Below are 16226 nucleotides of genomic sequence, written 5' to 3' on the forward strand. Positions count from 1 at the left end.
CGCCGGCCGGACTGTAGACTTGAATTCTTATGGACAGTAATTCTAGGTGCCGGCCTGGGAGCTGCAGGGGAAGCCGTTCGGCAATCTCCGCGCAACGCACCCGCAGAGCCGGCAATGCCCGTACACATGCCCATCGCACCCCGGAGCTCTTGGCCGGCCGGTCGGCGGATCATTCATCCGCTGCGTCCGACCAACCCCCGCCGGGTCAACAAGCCTTTAGCCCTCCTGGTGCCCTGCTCCAGCCGTCCGCGCTATCCGGCGGCCTCTAATGGAGTGGCTTTTCCTTCTCGCCGGCATACTCCTGATTCTGGGCACCGGCTTCTTTGTCGCCGTCGAGTTCTCGCTCGTGGCACTCGACCAGTCAACCGTCCAAAGAGCGGTCGACGGCGGCGACCACGCCGCCGCTGCGTTGCTCAAATGCCTCAAATCCCTTTCCACCCAGCTCTCAAGCTGCCAATTGGGGATCACCCTCACTACCCTGCTGACCGGTTTCGTCATGGAGCCGTCCGTTGGCTCCCTATTGCACGGACCGCTGCTCTGGGCCGGGCTGCCTGAGGCTGCTGCGCAGTCCTTGTCGCTCGTCCTGGCCATGACGTTCGCCACCGCCTTGTCGATGCTGATCGGCGAACTCGTCCCCAAGAACATGGCCCTGGCATTGGCATTCCCGCTGGGCCGGGCGCTGGCCCGCCCGCAACTGCTGTTCACGGCCGTGTTCAAGCCCGCAATCGTTGTGCTCAATGGCTTCTCGAACAAGATGCTCAACCTCGTGGGACTCGAGGCCAAGGAAGAGATCTCCGGTGCCCGCTCGCCTTCTGAACTGGCCTCCCTGGTGCGCCGTTCGGCAGAGCTGGGAACCCTCGACGCCGGGACGGCCAACTTTGTTGCCCGGACCCTGAACTTCTCGGCGCGTACGGCGGCCGATGTCATGACCCCGCGCATCCGCATGGAAACCATCGATGCCGACCAACCGGTATCGGACATCATCGAAGCGGCCCGGCGGACCGGGTATTCGCGCTTCCCGGTCATTGGCGAATCGGCCGATGACATCCGGGGCGTGGTGCACATCAAGAAAGCCGTGTCCGTTCCGTCCGAACGCAGGAGCCGGCTCGAGGCCGGAGCCATCATGTCCGAGGTCCTGAGCGTTCCTGAGACCATCCACCTTGACGCCCTGCTCCTGGAACTCCGCGAGGGCAACCTGCAACTCGCCGTCGTGCTCGATGAGTACGGAGGAACCGCGGGAATCGCCACGCTTGAGGACTTGGTGGAGGAAATCGTCGGCGAAGTGGCGGATGAACACGACAGAGTCCGGCCCGGATTGCTCCAGAGCGCCTCGGGCGACTGGTATTTCCCCGGACTATTGCGTCCGGACGAGGTTAGCGAACAGATCCCGGGCCTCACGGTCCCCGAGGACCCCGCCTACGAAACCGTGGGTGGTTACGTCATGAGCCAACTGGGACGGATCGCGATGGTCGGCGACGTCGTCGAGGCGGGCGGCGGCACGCTGGCCGTCACCCGGATGGACGGCCGCCGGATCGACCGCATTTGTTTCCACCCCACGGCGCCCGACACCAACGATGACGGCGACGACGGTGACGGCACCGGCGAAAATGGCACAGCGGAAAGCGATTCGGGCGGATGGCAAAGCAGGAAGCAAGCCGGCAAGCGGCTGGGTAGGGGCTCCGGCGGTTCGGCAGGCGATGCCGTTGGCAACCCCGTAGCCAAAACCAACCGCAAGGGACGTGCCGCATGAGCGACTGGGTAGGAATCCTGTGGCTCGTGGCGCTGTTGATCGGCAATGCCTTCTTTGTCGGCGCCGAGTTTGCCGTGATGTCCGCGCGCCGCAGCCAGATAGAGCCTTTGGCCCAAGGCGGTTCCAAGCGCGCGCAGACCACCCTGTATGCGATGGAGCACGTCTCGCTGATGCTGGCGTGCGCCCAGCTTGGCATTACCGTGTGTTCCTTGCTGATTCTCCTTGTGGCCGAACCTGCCATCCACCATTTGCTGGGGGCGCCGCTGGAGTCCGTGGGCATCCCTGTTGAATTGGCAGACGTCATCGCTTTTGCGGTTGCCTTGCTGGCGGTCACGTTTCTGCATGTGACCTTTGGCGAGATGGTCCCCAAGAACATCTCGGTTTCCGTGGCGGACAAGGCCGCCTTGCTGCTGGCGCCGCCGTTGGTTCACATCGCCCGTTTCGTGAAACCAGTTATCTGGACGCTGAACTGGTTGGCCAACCGCATTCTGCGCCTGATGAAGATCGAGCCGAAGGACGAGGTGACCTCCTCCTTCACGCTTGAAGAGGTGCAATCGATCGTCCAGGAATCGACCCGCCACGGGTTGGTGGATGACGACGCCGGCCTGCTGAGCGGCGCGCTCGAATTTTCCGAGCACACCGCGGCTCACATCATGGTGCCGCTCGACAAGCTCGTGATGCTCAAGCCCGGGTCCACGCCGCGCGAACTGGAGAAAGCGGTCAGCCGTACCGGTTTCTCCCGTTTCCCGGTGTTGGACGACGACGGCGAGCTGACAGGCTACCTGCACATCAAGGACGTGCTCTCGATCCCCGAAGAAGGACGCCGCTATCCGATTGCGGAAAGCCGGATCCGGTCCCTCGTGAACCTCGCACCCGAGGACGAGATTGAAGATGCCATGTCCGTGATGCAACGGACCGGCTCGCACCTGGGCAGGGTTGTGGGGACGGGCGGCGCGACCCTCGGTGTGTTGTTCCTGGAAGACGTGATCGAGCAGCTTGTGGGTGAAATCCGTGACGCCACCCAGGCCAGGGGAATCCGACGGCTGGGCGGAACCGAGTCGGCGTAACCTCTTGCTGGCCCCCGAGGGGGCCAGCAAGTCCCTCAGATTTTCTAAATAGGAATCATTCCCATTTGTGGGTACACTCATTTGAGTCCCTGTTGTGTTTGATTCGGTAGATCCGAGGTTTCCCGTGCGTCGTACAGCCGCCCGACTTTCCCTTGCCACCCGCCTTTCGCTTGCCGCTTCCGCCGGCCTAGCCGTCCTGCTTTCCGCATGCGCGGCACCCGCCGCGACTGCGCCGTCGTCGTCCTCCGGAGTGATCGATGTGGTGGCCTCCACCAGCGTGTACGGCGACATCGCCAAGAGCGTCGGCGGTGACAAAGTGTCTGTCACTTCCATCATCAGCAAGACCAGCCAGGATCCGCACTCCTACGAGGCAAGCACCCAGGACAAGCTGGCCGTCTCCAAGGCCCAACTGGTGATCGACAATGGTGCGGGCTACGACGACTTCTTCAGCAAGCTGGCCGATGACAGCAAGGTGGCGGCGGACAAAACCGTCACCGCGGTCAATGTTTCCGGGCTCCTTCCCACGGCGACGGCCGGCGCATCTCCCGCAGCGGTGCCGGAAGGGTTCAACGAGCATGTCTGGTACAACTTCGACGCGATGGCGAAAGTGGCCGATGCTGTCGCTGCGAAGCTCGGAAGCCTGAACCCCGCCGATGCCAAGGCCTTTACCGCCAACGCTGACAAGTTCAAGTCCTCGCTGACCGGACTCAGCGCCAAAGTCGCTGAAATCAAGTCATCCAAGGGTTCCGCTCCGGTCGCCATCACCGAGCCCGTCCCGGGCTACTTGCTTCAAGCCGCCGGCTTGGAGAACAAGACGCCTGAGGAATTCAGCCACGCCATTGAGGTCGGCTCGGACGTTCCGCCGGCAGCGGTCAAGGAAACGAGCGATCTGATTTCCTCGAAGTCCGTTCGCTTCCTCGCGTACAACGAGCAGACCGCCAGCGCCGAGACGGAAAAGCTGAAGGCCGCAGCAACTGCTGCCGGTGTTCCGGTGGTCGGTTTCACCGAGACACTTCCCGAGGGCAAGGACTACGTTGCCTGGATGACGGACAACGTGAGCCACGTTGCTGCTGCCCTGAACAAGTAGACGGCGCCGACAAGTTAAGAACAGACGGGCCCCGCAATCGTCCTAAGATGTACAGGGCGGCTGCGGGGCCCTCTCTGTTCATCCAAGTGCAGGCCACCAGCAACATAGCTTCGCGAACCCCATGGATCGAGGAATCTTTTTGACACCGGTAGTGAGCCTTCGCGGCGCGGGCCTCCAGTTCGGCCAACGGGCCCTCTGGAAGGACCTCGACGTGGACATCCAGGCGGGTGAGTTCTTCGCTGTGCTCGGTCCCAACGGCAGCGGCAAGACGAGCTTCCTCAAGGTCCTGCTCGGCTTGCAGCAGCTTCACTCGGGGACGGTGACTGTGGAGGGACACCCCGTGGAGCGTGGCAGCCGGAAGATCGGCTACATACCGCAGCAGAAGTCCTTTGCTCCGGATACGCCCTTGCGTGCCAGGGACTTGGTTGCCCTGGGCGTCGACGGCCACCGCTGGGGCCTGCGGATCAAGGCCAAAGCCGTCAATGAGCGTGTCGACGCCCTCCTGGATTTAGTGGGGGCGAGTGATTACGCCCGCGTGCCTCTTGGTCAATTGTCCGGCGGAGAGCAACAGCGGCTCCGTGTTGCGCAAGCCCTTGTCGCCGAGCCTGAACTCCTGCTCTGTGACGAACCGCTGCTGTCCTTGGACCTGCATCACCAGCAGGCCGTGAGTGCCCTCATCAACCAGCAATGCCATGAGCGGAACAGCGCCGTGGTTTTCGTGACCCACGAGATCAACCCGGTCATCGACTACGTGGACCGCGTCCTCTACCTTGCCGGCGGCAGGTTCCGGGTGGGAACACCGGAGGAGGTCATGACCACCGAGGTTCTCTCCGAGCTGTACAACAGCCGCGTTGAGGTCATCCGCGCGAACGGCAGGATCGTCGTCGTCGGACTCCCGGACGCCACTACCCACTACCACGATGACGCCCACGCCGGTGTGGAAGAAGGCCACTAAATGGATCTCGGCAGCATCCTGCACACCATCTTCAACTTTGAAAACTACGGCGAACTGCTGGCGCTGGTCCAGAATTCCATCTGGGCCGGTGCGGTCCTTGGCCTGCTCGGCGGGCTCATAGGCACCTTTGTCATGAAGCGGGACCTCGCTTTCGCGGTGCACGGGATTTCGGAGTTGTCCTTCGCCGGCGCCTCCTTCGCCCTGCTCATCGGGGCGGACATCATTTTCGGTTCGCTCGCGGGATCCGTCGCGGCTGCGCTGCTTCTGGGACTCATGGGCGTCCGGGCGCGGGACAAGAACTCGATCATCGGCGTCATCATGCCGTTCGGGCTAGGCCTAGGCATCTTGTTCCTTGCCCTTTACCAGGGCCGGGCGGCCAACAAGTTCGGGCTTCTGACCGGCCAGATCGTTTCGGTGGACACCGTCCAGCTCCAGGTCCTGGCAGGCACGGCCGTGGTGGTCATGCTCGCCCTGGCCGCGATATGGCGCCCGCTCAGCTTCGCCAGCGTGGATCCCGAGATGGCGGAAGCCAGGGGAGTGCCTGTCCGCGGTTTGGCAATTGCCTTCATGGTGTTGCTCGGAGTGAGCGTTGCCTTGTCCATCCAGATAGTCGGCGCGCTTCTGGTGCTGGCCCTGCTGATCACGCCCGCGGCTGCTGCCCTGCGGGTGACCACTTCGCCGCGGCTCGTGGTCTTGTTGAGCGTGGTCTTTGCGATCACCGCGACTGTAGGCGGCATTCTCCTGGCGCTCGGCAGCAGGATTCCCATCAGCCCGTATGTCACCACGTTGTCGTTCCTGATTTATGTGGTGTGCCGGATCATCGGCAACGTACGCGCCAAACGCGGAATCAACGGCAGGGTAGTCCGTCCCCACGCTGCCATGGGCCAGGCAGTGGAAGACCAGCCGGTAGCCGGCTAGAGCAGGCCCGCAGCCTTCTTGGCAGTGCACTCAGGGCACAGCCCGAAAATCTCCACCGTGTGCGCCACTTCGGTGTAGCCGTTCTCGGCAGCCACGCGGGCCGCCCACGTCTCTACTGCCGGAGCTTCCACTTCAACGGCCTTGCCGCAATTGCGGCACAGCAAATGGTGGTGGTGGCCCGTGACCGCACAGCGGCGGTAGACGGCTTCACCATCGGCATTTCGAAGGACATCGATCAGGCCGTCGTCGGCAAGCGACTGAAGAATGCGGTAAGCCGTGGCCAGGGATACCGAGACGCCCTGGTTCTGGAGCAGCCGGTACAGTTCCTGGGTGCTCACGAAGTCGTCGAGTTCGTCCAGGGCGGCGCTGACGGCCAGGCGTTGCTTGGTGACGCGCTGCTCTTTGACGGCGGGATCCTTGGCGGCCGGAAGCGGCTCGGCTGAGGGCCCGGACGTGGCGGCATTGGCGCCCTGTGACATTCGTGGACTCATTTCGATGTGGATGTTCGCAAACACCAACGTTACCAGCCGGCCACGCTTGGACGCCGGTTCGTGGACACCATCGGAGGCCCGCCCCTAGGCTGGCTCCATGAAGCTCACCAAGTTCACCCACGCTTGTGTCCGTCTGCAAAAGGATGACCAGGTCCTCGTGATTGATCCCGGGACATTTTCGGAGTCCGAGGAAGCCCTTGCGGGCGCCCATGCTGTGCTGATCACCCACGAGCACGCCGACCACGTGGACGCCGACGCCGTCGTTGGTGCCCTCAAGGGAAACCCAGTGCTGCAGGTGCACGCACCCTCCGGTGTCGCGTCCCAACTTGCCGAGAAGGCGGGCGACGACGGCGAGCGTGTACACGCCGTCGAACCCGGCAGCTCCTTTGAAACCGGGGGCTTCGCGATCCGTTCCTTCGGAGGGCAGCATGCCCTCATCCACCCGCAGATTCCGGTGGTGGCCAACATCGGCTACCTCGTGGACGAAAATGTCTTCCACCCCGGGGACTCATTCGTCGTCCCCGATGGCATCGACGTGCAAACCCTGCTGGTGCCCATCCACGCGCCGTGGTCAAAGGTGGGCGAAGTGGTTGACTTCGTGATCGCGGTCCGCGCACCCAAGGCCTACCCGGTCCACGATGGCCTGCTCAACGAACTCGGACGCGGTTTGGTGGAAGGCCACGTAACCCGGATCGGCGCGAAGTACGGGACCAGCTATGCAAGGTTGTCGCCGCGCGAATCGGTGGAGGTCTAGCTCACTCCGCTGCGCCGCCTACATGCTGCTTGGCCACTTGCCCGTCTCGAAGAAGTCGGCCAGGACAGCCTCATACGGTGCAGGATCCAGGCCACGCTCGGCGATCCAGTCCGGGTTGTAGTAGCTCCCCGTGTAGCGATCACCGGCGTCGCACATAAGTGACACAACGCTGCCGCGCTTTCCCTGGGCCACCATCTCGCCGATTAGTTGGCAAACACCCCATAGGTTGGTTCCCGTGGAGGGCCCGGCGTGGAGCCCTGCCAGCCGGCGCAGGTGCCGCATGGCAGCCACCGAGGCGGCATCGGGAACCTGGATCATGGTGTCGATGACGGCCGGGACAAAGCTGGGCTCCATGCGCGGCCGCCCGATGCCTTCGATCCTGGATGGCATGCCCGTGGAGTAGTCCGATACGCCGTCGCGCCAGCCGGGATAAAACGCGGAATTTTCCGGATCGACCACGGCCAGCCGGGTTGAGTGGCAGTGGTACCGCAGGTACCGGCCGATGGTGGCGCTGGTTCCCCCGGTGCCGGCGCCCACCACGATCCACTCGGGCACCGGATGCTCCTCAAGCGCGAGCTGCTCGAAGATCGATTCCGCGATGTTGTTGTTGCCCCGCCAGTCGGTGGCGCGCTCAGCAAAAGTGAATTGGTCCATGTAGTAGCCGCCGGACGTCCGGGCAACCTCCTCGGCCATCGCGTAGACCTCCGAGGCGTGGTCTACGAGGAGGCAGGCGCCACCGAACTCTTCGATGAGCGCGATCTTTTCGGGGCTCGTGGTCCGGGTCATCACGGCAATGAACGGAAGCCCGATCAGCCTGGCGAAATATGCCTCGGACACCGCTGTGCTCCCGCTGGAAGCCTCCACGATGGTGGTCCCTTCCGTGATCCATCCATTGACCAGGCCGTAGAGGAAGAGCGAGCGGGCCAAGCGATGCTTGAGGCTGCCCGAGCGGTGGGTGGACTCGTCCTTGAGGTAAAGCTGGACACCCCAATGCTCGGGGAGCGGCACCGCGTAGAGGTGCGTGTCCGCCGATCGGTTGTTCTCGGCCTCGATGCGTCGGATTGCCTCGCTGGCCCATGCCCGGTCCTGGTTGCGTAGAGTGCTCACCGATCCAGCCTACCGGCCGAGGCTGCCGCCCAAGGATAGGCTGGTAGCCGGTCGGCAGCTGCATGGCGGCAGCTTCGAAATGGTTTGGTAGACGCAGCAAAACGAAGGAGATTTGATGGCCACCCTCATTGACGTAGCCGCGCTCAAGGACCGCGTGGATGCGGGCAAGCGGACCGTGTTGCTCGACGTCCGGTGGGTGTTGGGCGATCCGCACGGTCATTCGCACTTCCGCCAAGCCCACATTCCCGGGGCAGTCTACGTGGACTTGCATAACGAGCTCGCCGATCCCACGGCCGAGGGCCAAGGCAGGCACCCGTTGCCCCCGACCGCTGCGTTGCAGCGGAGTGCCCGCGCCTGGGGAATCAACGACGGCGACACTGTGGTTGCGTACGACGACAGCGGCAGCACCGCCGCGGCGCGGTTGTGGTGGCTGCTCCGCGACGCCGGTTTCCATTCCGTCTTCCTGCTCGACGGCGGATTGGGTGCCTGGCGCGCTGCCGGCTACCCGCTGGCGCAGGACGAACAACCGCCGGTTCCGGGCGACGTCGTGCTTGGACACGGCCACATGGATGCCATCAGCATGGAGGATGCGGCTGATTGGCACAGCAGGGGAATCCTTCTCGATGCCCGGGCGGGGGAGCGCTACCGCGGCGAATTCGAACCCATTGATCCCCGCGCGGGACATATACCGGGCGCGCTGAGCGCCCCCACCAGCGGAAACCTCGGACCGGACGGCACATTCCTTCGCGCAGCGCAGCTCCGCAACAGATTCGCGGCCCTGGGCATCGACGAGGGCAGCAAGGTAGCGGTCTACTGTGGCTCCGGGGTAACGGCAGCCCACGAAATCGCCGCCCTCGAAATCGCGGGATTCAGGGCAGCCCTGTTCCCGGGCTCGTTTTCGCAATGGTCCTCGCTCGACGCCAACCCGGTCGCCACCGGTGCAGCGCCGCTGGGTACTCCGGGCCACTGAGACTTGGCCGCGGTGCAGCTGGCTGGCGTCACGGGGCAGAGTGGCAAAAAATCAGCCCGCGGGGGTAGCGTCGAGGCATGACTCCCGGACGCCCCGTTCCTCCGCCCCTTGGCAAGCCGCTCGTCGTGAGTGACGAGACAGCGGACCCCACCCCTGCCACGCCATCAACACGCGTGGCCGCGCAGCGCACTCCGACACTCGCGGCCGCATACGGCGCCACTTCTGCGGACAGCGGGCTTGTCCCGCTGACGGTGGCCCGCCGCGTTCCCAAGGAAGACGACGTCGAGATCGAGATCGATTTCTGCGGCCTCTGCCACTCCGATGTCCACGCGACACGGGGCGAATGGGGGACCCAGAACTATCCGCTCGTCCCAGGCCACGAAATCGTGGGCCGGGTCAGCAGGGTGGGCTCCGCCGTCGACGACTTCGCGCCCGGAGACCTCGTGGGAGTCGGTTGCTTGGTGGATTCCTGCCGCGAGTGCGATAGCTGCCTCGAAGGCCTCGAGCAGTACTGCGAACGCGGAAACGTCGGCACCTATGGGGTGAAAGACGCCCGGAACGGCGGCGCCATCACCCAAGGCGGTTATTCGACGTCGGTGGTGGTTGACCGCCGCTTCGTGTTGCGCGTGCCCGAGGGCCTTGACCCGGCCGCGGCGGCGCCCTTGCTGTGCGCGGGCATCACAACCTACTCGCCGCTTCGCTACTTCGACGTCGAGGAGGGGGACGTTGTGGGCGTCGTCGGACTTGGCGGACTCGGCCACATGGCGGTCAAGATCGCGAAGGCCATGGGGGCGCAGGTGGTGGTCTTCACCACCTCGGATGCCAAGGTCGAGGCGGCAATAGAGCTCGGTGCGGACGACGTGATCCTCTCGAAGGACCCGGAAGCCATGGAAGGCGCCGACCGCACTATCGACGTCATTATCGACACCGTCGCGGCGCCCCATGACCTGAACCCGTACTTCCGGACCTTGCGGCTGAACGGCGCCCTCTTCCAATTGGGACTCCCTCCCACCGCCATGCCTCCGGTCAGTCCCGGGGTGCTGATCCGACGCCGGCTCTCCTACGCGGGCTCGTTGATCGGCGGCATTGCCGAGACCCAGGAAATGCTGGACTTCTGTGCCGAGCACGGCGTAGTCAGCGATGTGGAAGTCGTCACTGCCCGGCAACTCAACGAAGCCTACGACCGCATGGTTGCCGGCGACGTAAAATACCGATTCGTCCTCGATACCAAGACCCTTCAGCCCGCTTCGGAAAAGGCAGACGTATGAGCACCCTGTTTACCAAGATCATCAACGGCGAGATCCCCGGACGCTTTGTCTGGAAGGATGACGACGTGGTGGCCTTCCTGACCATCGCCCCGCTCACCGACGGCCACACGCTCGTGGTGCCGCGCGAAGAGGTGGACCGCTGGACCGACGTCCCTCCCGAGCTCCTCAACAAGGTCATGTCCGTCGCGCAGACAATCGGCAAGGCACAAGTGGAGGCGTTTGGCGCACCACGGGCGGGACTGTCCGTGGTGGGCTTCGAAGTGGAGCACTTCCACGTGCACGTCTTCCCGGCAACGTCCCTGGCCGACTTCGACTTCGGAACCGTAGAGCACAACCCGGACCCTGCCCGGCTCGACGCGAACGCGGCGAAACTCCGCGCCGGCCTCGTCACCGCCGGACACGGAGAGTTCGTTCCCGCGGACTGAGGTTTGCTCCTGGGCAACGCTCGCTCATGTTTGGCGGTGTTTTCCCGAACGCTCGCTTACCTTTGGCAAGGAATGCCTGTATAGGTGAGCGAGCGTCGGGGGAATTGGCCATAGAGGTGAGCGAGCGTCGGTATCCTCGTGGCAACCCGACGCATCCCGGGAGGAGCGGAGCGGGGTGGCGGGTATTTTTCCGCCCGTCACCGCGCTACGCGGGTGCCAGAGCCTGGTTGAGGACCGTCCGGATGCGCTTTTCCGAGACCGAGTAGGCCGTGCCGAGCTCGACGGCGAAAAGGCTCACGCGAAGTTCCTCGATCATCCAGCGCACCCGTGTTAACTCCGCTCCTGCGCGTCGGCCGGGCAACAGTGCGGAGACGGCGTCGTCGTAGTCGTCCTCCAGCGCCTGCACCACCGACATGTTCAGCCCGTCGCGCTGGACATTGTTCGGGAGCTTTTCGAGGCGCTTCTCGATTCCGGCCAAATACCGGGGCAACTGGCTCAATTGGGCGTAGCCCGTCCGTGCTACAAAACCGGGGAACACGAGTTGCTCCAGTTGGCTCTTCATGTCGTTGAGTGCACTGATCAAGGCGAGGCTCGTGCTGTCCTTGAGTTGCTTCTCGATCCGCCGGGTGCTCCCCAAAACGCGTTCGACGACGGCGGTCACCGTGAAGACGGTGTCGATCAGTTCCGCACGGACCAGCTCGTACAGGGCATCGAACGCCTCCTTGTCCCATGGAAGTTCGGCTGGAGTCAGTTTGTCGATGGCCGCCAGGACGCAGTCCGCGATCAAGGCGCTCACCGAACCATGGGGATTCTGGCTGAACGTCAACTTCTCCGTGTTGTTCAGATGTTCGAGGACGTAGCGGTCCGGGGCGGGAACACGCAGGGCGAGCAGCCGGATAACCCCGCCCCGCATTGCAGACTCCTGCTCCGCGCGGGTCTGGAACACGCGCAACGCTACCGATTTGCCTTCGTCCACGAGAGCGGGAAAACCCGTGACATCGTGCCCCTTTACCGTGCGCGTCACTTGGCGTTCGATAGCTCCGAAAGTCCACGCGGTGAGCCCGGTTTGCTCTGAGAGGAAACCGGTGGCCTGAGGGGTCGCGCCGCCGCTGCCGTTTCCACTGGGGGATCCGGCACCGCCGGCATGTGCAGCGCCCTTCGGACCGTTGACGCGTGCCGTCGTCGCGGGTGTTGCCCCGAGGGATTCGGCGATGGCACGGCGGGTAACCGGAGCCAGCTGCTCCTGGAGAGCGGCGAGGTCCTTGCCTTCGTCGAGCACCTTGCCGCGGCTGTCCACTACCTTGAAGCTGACACGCAGGTGCGCCGGAACGCCGTCCCAATTCCACGATCCCGGAGGAATGATGTGTCCCCGGATTCGGCGCAGCACCAGCTCAAGTGAGGCCTCAAGATCGTCCGAGGCAGGATCGAAGTCGGCCTCCAAGGCAGCCGCCGCTTGCCGGGCGACATCCGGGGCCGGCACGAAGTTCTTGCGGAGGTGTTTTGGCAGCGACTTGATCAAGGCCGTGACGAGCTCCACCCGCTGGCCGGGTATCTGCCAACGGAAAGCGGCGTCATCGAGCTGGTTGAGGAACAGAACGGGAACCTCGGCCGTGACACCATCCGAGGGATTGGGCGGCGAGCCGGGGGCGACTGGATGGAACTCGTAGCTCAGGGGCAGCTCAAAGCCCTTGTGCAGCCAGGTTTTCGGGTAGGCGGAATCATCCAGGGCTTCCGCGTCCTCGCTGATGAGCAGCGATTGGTCGAAGTCCAGCAAGGTGGGTTCCTGCTGGCGGGCTTCCTTCCACCATTTGTCGAAGTGGCGTTCGGAGACCACGTCCTTGCCGATTCTGGAGTCGTAGAACTCGAAAAGCGTGTGGTCGTCCACCAGGATGTCGCGGCGGCGCATGCGCGTCTCGAGTTCCTCGATTTCGAGGAGCAAGGCGCGGTTGCGGTGGAAGAACTTGTGGTGGGTCTTCCAGTCTCCCTCTACGAGGGCATGCCGGATGAAGAGTTCGCGGGAGAGCTCCGGATCGATCCTGCCGTAGTTGATGCGGCGGTTCGGGATGATGGGGACTCCGTAGAGCATCACCTTCTCGTGCGCCATGACTGAGCCCGTACGGCTGGACCAGTGGGGCTCGCTGTAGGAGCGCTTCACGAGGTCCGGTGCAACCTGCTCGGCCCACAAGGGATCGAACTTCGCCTCTACCCGGGCCCAGAGCCGGCTTGTTTCAACCAATTCCGCGGCCATGACGAAGGCGGGCGACTTCTTGAACAACGCCGAGCCCGGGAAGATGGCGAAACGGCTGCCGCGTGCTCCGGCGTATTCGCGCTTGCGTTCGTCCAGCATGCCGATGTGGCTCAGCAGTCCCGAGAGCAAGCTGATGTGGATTCCCTCGTTGTTTCCTACGGGGTCGGCCTCGCGCTTGTTGTCGATAGTGATGCCCAGCGGCTTGGCGAGCTGGCGCAATTGTTGGAAGAGGTCCTGCCATTCGCGGACGCGCAGGTAGTTGATGAACTCGTTCCTGCACAGCCGGCGGAACTGCGTGGAGGAGAGCTCCTGCTGCTTTTCCTGGATGTAGTTCCACAGGTTCAGGAATCCGGTGAAGTCCGAGTTCTCGTCCCGGAAGCGTGCGTGCTTCTCCGCGGCAAGCTGCTGCTTGTCCGTCGGGCGCTCGCGCGGGTCCTGGATAGTCAGAGCAGCTGCCAGGATCATGACTTCCTTGACACAACCGCGCTTTCCGGCCTCAACGATCATCCGGCCGAGCCGGGGGTCCACCGGGAGCTGGGCCAACTTCTGCCCGACGGCGGTCAGGCCGCCCAGGTTGTCGGCGGCGCCGCTCGTGCGGGCAGCGCTCAAGGCGCCGAGTTCGCGCAACAGCGTGACGCCGTCGTTGATGGCACGGGAGTCCGGCGGCTCAACAAACGGGAAGTTCTCGACGTCCTTGGGGCCGCGGGCTACACCCATGGCCGTCATCTGCAGAATGACGGCGGCAAGGTTGGTTCTCAGGATCTCCGGATCGGTGAACTGCGGGCGGGACTCGAAGTCTTCCTCGGAATAGAGCCGGATGGCGATACCCTCGGACACGCGGCCGCAGCGGCCGGAGCGCTGGCTTGCCGAGGCCTGTGAAACACGTTCAATCGGCAGCCGTTGCACCTTGGTGCGGTGCGAGTAGCGCGAGATGCGGGCCGTGCCGGTATCGATGACGTACTTGATGCCGGGAACGGTCAAGGACGTTTCCGCGACGTTGGTGGCAAGGATTATCCGCCTCTTGCCGCCCGGGTTGAAGACCCTGTGCTGCTCCTGCAAGCTCAAACGGGCAAACAACGGCAGGACTTCCGTGCCCGCCAACCTGCGGTTGGCTTGGATCCGGCCGTTCAAGGCTTCCGCGGCGTCGCGGATCTCGCGCTCGCCGGAGAAGAACACCAGGATGTCTCCCGGAGCCTCAAGCGCAAGCTCGTCGACGGCGTCGCACACGGCGTCGAGGGGATCGCGGTCTTCCTCAAGCTCGTCGTCGGACGCGTCTTCGTCTTCACCGGGTGCACCGCCGGCCGGTTGGGACAGCGGCCGGTAACGGATTTCCACCGGGTAGGTGCGGCCCGAGACCTCGATGATCGGCGCGGGTTCTTCTTCGCTGCCGAAATGCTTCGCGAAACGTTCGGGGTCGATGGTGGCCGAGGTGATGATGACTTTCAGGTCCGGCCTTTGCGGCAGGATCCGCTTGAGGTAGCCGAGGATGAAGTCGATGTTGAGGCTGCGCTCATGTGCCTCGTCGATGATGATGGCGCTGTACTTCCGTAGCAGCTTGTCCCGCTGGATCTCGGCCAGCAGGATGCCGTCGGTCATCAGCTTGATTTTGGTAGCCCTGCTGACTTCGCCGGTGAAACGGACCTGGAAGCCCACTTCCTGCCCGATCTCCACGCCCATCTCGAAGGCGATGCGTTCGGCAACGGTACGCGCGGCAAGGCGGCGCGGCTGGGTGTGGCCTATCAGGCCCTTGTCCCCGAGGCCGAGCTCCAGGCACATTTTGGGGATCTGCGTGGTCTTGCCGGAACCGGTTTCGCCGGCGATGATGGTCACTTGGTTTGCGGCGATGGCCGCCATCAAGTCCTCGCGGCGCTCGGAGACGGGCAGCTCTGCGGGGTAGGAAATATGAAGTGTCATGGCTGCTGACAGTCTACTGTGGCGGCGCGTCGCCTTGCATTGCGTGGTTCCCCGCGGCTTTTTCCAATCGCCCGGCCATGGTGCGGGCGTACTCCTTGAACTCTTCCGGAGAGATGATCTCGAAGTCCATGTCGAGCGCTGCGAGGTGTGCCGCCGGCTGCGCCAGACTGTCCCAGCCGGCGCGGAGCAGGGTGGCGTTCCCGCCGTCGTCGCTCAAGCTCGCGAGCTGCGGGCCGACGACGGCGGCCACCTCGCCGATGGGGGCGTGAAGGCGCACGACGACGTCGTAGCGGTAAGGCGAGCGGGTCACGGAGCGCTGGACGTAGTCCGCGAGGTCCTTGGCGGGCAGGGGGCGCGGCACGTACTTCTTCCGTTCAGCCGGCAACGAGGCGATGCGGTCGGCGCGGAACGTGCGCCAGTCTTCCCGGTCCACATCCCACGCGACGAGGTACCAGCGCCGCCCGGTGTCGACGAGCCGGTATGGTTCCACCAGGCGCCGCCCGGCGTCGCCGTCGGCCTTGACGTAGTCGAAACTGAGTTGTCGCTTGTCCGCGATCGCCGCAGAGACCACCGTGAGCTGTTGAGGGTCTACCGACGCCGCGTTGCTGGGCAGTGTGGTGACCGCGGCCTTGAGCATCGCGAACTTCGGGCGGAGACGTGAGGGCAGCACCTGCTCAAGTTTGGCGAGGGCGCGAACCGATGCTTCGCCGATACCGGCCACGGGACCCGCCGCCACCGAGCTCAGCCCCAAGGCGACGGCGAGAGCTTCATTGTCGTCGAGGAGCAACGGCGGGAGCTGGGCTCCGGCGCCCAGTTGGTAGCCGCCGGCCATGCCCGGCGAAGCATGGATGGGATAGCCAAGGTTCCGGAGCTTGTCGATATCGCGGCGGACGGTGCGCTCCGTGACACCCATCCGGTTGGCCAATGCCGGGCCGGTCCATTCGCGCCGGACCTGCAACAAGGACAGCAATTGCAGCAGCCTGGCGGACGTTTGGATCATGCATTGAATCTAGCCCACGATGCGGACAAAAGTCGTCCGTGTTCAGGGGCAGACTGTGCTTAGAAGGCGCGCAGTGTCCAGCATGAGTTGTTAGGCAGGTCCCTCGCGGTCCAAGGCTCGGAACGGTCGGGAAGGCGGCCGGGGCCGTCCCGAAGGACCGCTGAGATGGAAGCGGCGGCAGTGATGATGAGAATGATGAAGAGTAAGACTCCGATGAATTCCATGACTCCATCGTGTTCCTCATCCCCTTCAAGAAACAGTGGCAGAAACGA

The 16226-nt window shown here is 64.1% G+C and carries 14 protein-coding genes; 9 read left to right on the forward strand and 5 right to left on the reverse strand.

The features are described from left to right. The first annotated feature begins 268 nt into the window (after nucleotides 1–268). From AC1DJW_RS02130 to AC1DJW_RS02150, 5 genes are all read left to right on the forward strand, one after another. Nucleotides 269–1750 (forward strand): hemolysin family protein, encoded by a 1482-nt coding sequence (locus tag AC1DJW_RS02130; RefSeq protein WP_476900604.1) that lies wholly within the window; start codon nucleotides 269–271, stop codon nucleotides 1748–1750. Further along, the gene (locus AC1DJW_RS02135; protein ID WP_284751257.1) at nucleotides 1747–2817 is read left to right on the forward strand and encodes a hemolysin family protein; all 1071 of its coding nucleotides are present in this window, start codon (nucleotides 1747–1749) and stop codon (nucleotides 2815–2817) included. The genes AC1DJW_RS02130 and AC1DJW_RS02135 overlap by 4 nt, the downstream gene beginning before the upstream one ends. Nucleotides 2818–2941: 124 nt before the next feature. Next, on the forward strand, nucleotides 2942–3904 hold the full coding sequence (locus tag AC1DJW_RS02140) for a metal ABC transporter solute-binding protein, Zn/Mn family (protein ID WP_390279080.1): 963 nt from the start codon (nucleotides 2942–2944) through the stop codon (nucleotides 3902–3904). Between the two features lie 121 nt (nucleotides 3905–4025). Next, on the forward strand, nucleotides 4026–4859 hold the full coding sequence (locus AC1DJW_RS02145) for a metal ABC transporter ATP-binding protein (RefSeq protein WP_476900605.1): 834 nt from the start codon (nucleotides 4026–4028) through the stop codon (nucleotides 4857–4859). Continuing rightward, nucleotides 4860–5777: a metal ABC transporter permease gene (locus AC1DJW_RS02150; protein WP_284751254.1), complete on the forward strand. Its 918-nt coding sequence runs from the start codon at nucleotides 4860–4862 to the stop codon at nucleotides 5775–5777. It abuts the gene before it with no gap. Here the strand turns inward: AC1DJW_RS02150 and AC1DJW_RS02155 are convergent. Further along, on the reverse strand, nucleotides 5774–6256 hold the full coding sequence (locus AC1DJW_RS02155; protein WP_284751253.1) for a Fur family transcriptional regulator: 483 nt from the start codon (nucleotides 6254–6256) through the stop codon (nucleotides 5774–5776). The two genes, AC1DJW_RS02150 and AC1DJW_RS02155, sit on opposite strands and share 4 nt — an antisense overlap. A 109-nt stretch (nucleotides 6257–6365) precedes the next feature. On the opposite strand from AC1DJW_RS02155, the gene AC1DJW_RS02160 reads away from it, so the two are divergent. Beyond that, nucleotides 6366–7022: an MBL fold metallo-hydrolase gene (locus tag AC1DJW_RS02160; protein ID WP_284751252.1), complete on the forward strand. Its 657-nt coding sequence runs from the start codon at nucleotides 6366–6368 to the stop codon at nucleotides 7020–7022. A gap of 18 nt (nucleotides 7023–7040) precedes the next feature. Here AC1DJW_RS02160 and cds1 read toward each other — a convergent pair whose 3' ends face one another. Further along, complete coding sequence (cds1, locus tag AC1DJW_RS02165; protein WP_284751251.1) at nucleotides 7041–8129, reverse strand: L-cysteine desulfhydrase Cds1; 1089 nt, start codon at nucleotides 8127–8129, stop codon at nucleotides 7041–7043. A 115-nt stretch (nucleotides 8130–8244) separates the two neighbouring features. On the opposite strand from cds1, the gene AC1DJW_RS02170 reads away from it, so the two are divergent. From AC1DJW_RS02170 to AC1DJW_RS02180, 3 genes are all read left to right on the forward strand, one after another. Further along, a complete protein-coding gene (locus AC1DJW_RS02170; protein WP_284751250.1) occupies nucleotides 8245–9099 on the forward strand; it encodes a sulfurtransferase in 855 nt (284 codons plus the stop codon). A 77-nt stretch (nucleotides 9100–9176) separates the two neighbouring features. Further along, nucleotides 9177–10367: an NAD(P)-dependent alcohol dehydrogenase gene (locus tag AC1DJW_RS02175; protein ID WP_284751249.1), complete on the forward strand. Its 1191-nt coding sequence runs from the start codon at nucleotides 9177–9179 to the stop codon at nucleotides 10365–10367. Further along, the gene (locus AC1DJW_RS02180; RefSeq protein WP_476900606.1) at nucleotides 10364–10792 is read left to right on the forward strand and encodes an HIT family protein; all 429 of its coding nucleotides are present in this window, start codon (nucleotides 10364–10366) and stop codon (nucleotides 10790–10792) included. The genes AC1DJW_RS02175 and AC1DJW_RS02180 overlap by 4 nt, the downstream gene beginning before the upstream one ends. Before the next feature lie 205 nt (nucleotides 10793–10997). Here AC1DJW_RS02180 and hrpA read toward each other — a convergent pair whose 3' ends face one another. Genes hrpA through AC1DJW_RS02195 form a run of 3 tightly spaced genes read right to left on the reverse strand, consistent with a single transcriptional unit; the run spans nucleotide 10998 to nucleotide 16178 of the window. Then, nucleotides 10998–14954 carry an ATP-dependent RNA helicase HrpA gene (hrpA, locus tag AC1DJW_RS02185; RefSeq protein WP_476900607.1) on the reverse strand — a complete coding sequence of 1319 codons (3957 nt, stop codon included), beginning with the start codon at nucleotides 14952–14954 and terminating at the stop codon, nucleotides 10998–11000. Nucleotides 14955–14967: 13 nt separating this feature from the next. Beyond that, nucleotides 14968–15954, reverse strand: coding sequence for a helix-turn-helix transcriptional regulator (locus AC1DJW_RS02190; RefSeq protein WP_284751246.1), 987 nt, complete (start codon nucleotides 15952–15954; stop codon nucleotides 14968–14970). Nucleotides 15955–16013: 59 nt separating this feature from the next. Beyond that, a complete protein-coding gene (locus tag AC1DJW_RS02195) occupies nucleotides 16014–16178 on the reverse strand; it encodes a hypothetical protein (protein ID WP_284751245.1) in 165 nt (54 codons plus the stop codon). Nucleotides 16179–16226: the final 48 nt, after the last annotated feature.

It is taken from the genome of Arthrobacter sp. 05L417 (assembly GCF_056397865.1).

Excerpts from the sequence above, each read along its gene's own strand:
- AC1DJW_RS02130 (WP_476900604.1), top strand. The coding sequence starts at position 269 with ATGGAGTGGCTTTTCCTTCTCGCCGGCATACTCCTGATTCTGGGCACC.
- AC1DJW_RS02135 (WP_284751257.1), top strand. The coding sequence starts at position 1,747 with ATGAGCGACTGGGTAGGAATCCTGTGGCTCGTGGCGCTGTTGATCGGC.
- AC1DJW_RS02145 (WP_476900605.1), top strand. The coding sequence starts at position 4,026 with ATGGATCGAGGAATCTTTTTGACACCGGTAGTGAGCCTTCGCGGCGCG.
- AC1DJW_RS02150 (WP_284751254.1), top strand. The coding sequence starts at position 4,860 with ATGGATCTCGGCAGCATCCTGCACACCATCTTCAACTTTGAAAACTAC.
- AC1DJW_RS02155 (WP_284751253.1), bottom strand. The coding sequence starts at position 6,256 with ATGTCACAGGGCGCCAATGCCGCCACGTCCGGGCCCTCAGCCGAGCCG.
- AC1DJW_RS02160 (WP_284751252.1), top strand. The coding sequence starts at position 6,366 with ATGAAGCTCACCAAGTTCACCCACGCTTGTGTCCGTCTGCAAAAGGAT.
- AC1DJW_RS02170 (WP_284751250.1), top strand. The coding sequence starts at position 8,245 with ATGGCCACCCTCATTGACGTAGCCGCGCTCAAGGACCGCGTGGATGCG.
- AC1DJW_RS02175 (WP_284751249.1), top strand. The coding sequence starts at position 9,177 with ATGACTCCCGGACGCCCCGTTCCTCCGCCCCTTGGCAAGCCGCTCGTC.
- AC1DJW_RS02180 (WP_476900606.1), top strand. The coding sequence starts at position 10,364 with ATGAGCACCCTGTTTACCAAGATCATCAACGGCGAGATCCCCGGACGC.
- hrpA (WP_476900607.1), bottom strand. The coding sequence starts at position 14,954 with ATGACACTTCATATTTCCTACCCCGCAGAGCTGCCCGTCTCCGAGCGC.
- AC1DJW_RS02190 (WP_284751246.1), bottom strand. The coding sequence starts at position 15,954 with ATGATCCAAACGTCCGCCAGGCTGCTGCAATTGCTGTCCTTGTTGCAG.
- AC1DJW_RS02195 (WP_284751245.1), bottom strand. The coding sequence starts at position 16,178 with ATGGAATTCATCGGAGTCTTACTCTTCATCATTCTCATCATCACTGCC.